The organism is Microcystis sp. LEGE 08355, from assembly GCF_015207185.1.
In the GTDB taxonomy this organism is placed as follows: domain Bacteria; phylum Cyanobacteriota; class Cyanobacteriia; order Cyanobacteriales; family Microcystaceae; genus Microcystis; species Microcystis panniformis.
The window spans coordinates 1-2,494 of the sequence record NZ_JADEXI010000638.1 but is presented as its reverse complement, the minus strand read 5'-3'; the positions used below and the strand labels follow the sequence as shown (position 1 = coordinate 2,494).

Genomic DNA, 2,494 nt, shown 5'->3' with positions numbered 1-2,494 from the left:
CGAGAACTTACAAAGACTTAATAGAAGGGATTGAATTAGCTATGTTAGAAGTTACTCAAAAAGATATTCGCAATTGGTTTACTCACTGTTGCTACTGTACCTCATGAGTCAGAGAATTGCTATAGTAAATATGACCTAGAGAAAAAAATGATAAGTGAACTATACCAGAAAGTGTTAGAAAATGAACTGGGGCGAGCCAGATATCTACTGTTGTTAATGATAGTTGGAACCTGGCAAATACTAAAGCAAGCCAAGTTAGAGATATTAGCAGAAGCACTACCAATACCAATCCTGTTTGAGAGTCGGAGAAAAAAACTAAAAAGATTTTTAAAGCTGGAAATTCTGAATATTGAAAAAATCTGGTTTCCGGTCCTAAAAGAGATGTTAAAACAGCAGGAGAGATTCACAACAAAAGGATTAGCGTATATTGCCATAGACCGGACAAGTTGGGGAGCAATAAATATCTTGATGGTGAGTCTGATTTATGACAAGAGAGCCATGCCAATCTATTGGGAGATATTAGATAAAAAAGGAAGTAGTAATCTCGAAGAACAGCAGCGAGTATTAGAAAAAACATTGACCGTGCTATCAGGTCATAAAATAGTGGTGTTAGGAGATAGAGAATTTTGCTCGGTCAGTCTTGGAAAGTGGCTTCGGGAGAAGAGTTTATACTTTTGTTTAAGACAAAAACAAAGCACAAATGTCAAAACAGGGGAAGGAGTTTATCAAGAAATGAGGGGATTGGGTTTAAGTCCAGGAACTCAACTATTTTTGAATGATGTAAATATTACAAAAGAGCAGGGATTTGGCCCGTTTAACTTAGCTGGTAAGTGGAAAAAAACTTACCGAGGTTTTCGCACAAAAGAACCTTGGTATATTTTGACTAACTTTGAAGATTTAGAGACAGCAATAATGGCCTATCAAAAAAGATTTGATATTGAAGAGATGTTTCGAGATTTTAAGTCGGGAGGCTATAGCTTAGAAGGTTCTCAATTAGCACCGCAATACCTATCAAAGCTGATAATTGTTATAGCTATCGCCTATACAAGTGCCACACTGCAAGGTAAAAAAATTAAGGATATGGGAATCCAAAAATATGTCACAAGACCTGAAAAAAGATATAAAGGTCAACGCAGACACAGCAGTTTTTATGTGGGTCAACATCTCTATCATTGGCTCCAGCTACATCAAATGTTCCCAAAAAATATAGAAGAGCTAATGCAAATTAGCCGCTATCGGTTGAAGGATTACATCAAGGGACAAAGAGCTATATCGCTTGCCTTATCTACCTTCTAGCTGGCTTGTCCCCCTCCCAGAAAGTTTTTACTTGTTCGTAAGTCATCTTTGAATCTTAACTCTTGGACTATTTTATCCTATTTTGTCTAGACTTATGCAAGAGATCTAATTCAAACTCGATTGGCAACCTGTCACCGAGCAAACCCGACGATGTTGGAATGATTCTGATAGCTGACGGCTGATAGCTAAGGGTTATCAATGCTAGGATAAAGGCTTGAGTAGAGAACGATCGAGCCAAAGCCATGTCATCGACAGAAGTAAAAACCCCACCCCCAGACAGTCCTGAATTCCTCGATGAGTTACCCGGAGAAGTGGAAATGTCCTTATTTGACCACTTGGAGGAGTTGCGGCGGCGGATTTTTTATAGTTTAATTGCCGTGGCTGTGGGTGCGGTGGGATGTTTTATCTTCGTTAAACCCCTAGTACAAGTGCTGGAAGTTCCCGCCCAAGGGGTAAAATTTTTGCAGTTAGCCCCGGGAGAATTTTTTTTCGTCTCCCTAAAAGTAGCTGGATATAGCGGCCTACTGGTGGCTAGTCCCGTCATTCTCTTGCAAATTATCCTCTTTGTGCTGCCGGGGTTAACCCGTCGCGAACGGCGTTTAATTGTCCCAGTAGTCTTAGGATCGAGTGTTTTATTTTTTGCTGGTTTATTTTTTGCCTATATTGCCCTGATTCCCGCCGCTTTAAACTTTTTTGTGAGTTATGGGGCGGAAGTGGTCGAACAAGCTTGGTCGATCGAGCGCTATTTTGAATTTGTCTTACTTTTACTTTTTAGTACCGGCATCGCCTTTCAAATTCCCGTTATTCAATTGATTTTGAGCTTTTTAGGCATTATTTCCTCACAAACGATGTTATCGGGTTGGCGTTTCGTGGTTTTGGGGGCGGTGATTTTAGGCGCGATTTTAACCCCTTCTACAGATCCTCTCACCCAATCCCTGTTAGCGGGGGCGGTCTTGGGTCTATACTTTGGGGGCATTGGGGTGGTGAAATTAACGGGACGTTAGCAGTTTTTTGATAAAATTTGACGGCTGAAAACTAATTAAGCCAGAAAGCTAGAGATTGATTCTAGATTGAGTAACAAAGTGAAATATTTTTTCTTAACGGCGGGTTGGACAATAGGACGGGTGTGGGAATTTGGCGGTTTGTGGGATCACGCGAGTAGTTGGCGACGACCACCGCAGATAGAGCGATTAAATAT

At 40.6% G+C, this 2,494-nt stretch carries 2 protein-coding genes and 1 pseudogene; all 3 read left to right on the top strand.

The features are described 5' to 3' along the window. Window positions 1-107 (top strand): annotated as a pseudogene (locus tag IQ242_RS22290) (IS630 family transposase); the annotation flags it as partial. 40 nt (window positions 108-147) lie between these two features. Next, window positions 148-1,296: an IS4 family transposase gene (locus IQ242_RS22285; RefSeq protein ID WP_193961444.1), complete on the top strand. Its 1,149-nt coding sequence runs from the start codon at window positions 148-150 to the stop codon at window positions 1,294-1,296. A gap of 242 nt (window positions 1,297-1,538) precedes the next feature. Then, complete coding sequence (tatC, locus tag IQ242_RS22280) at window positions 1,539-2,300, top strand: twin-arginine translocase subunit TatC (RefSeq protein ID WP_193961443.1); 762 nt, start codon at window positions 1,539-1,541, stop codon at window positions 2,298-2,300. The last annotated feature ends 194 nt before the right edge of the window (window positions 2,301-2,494 follow it).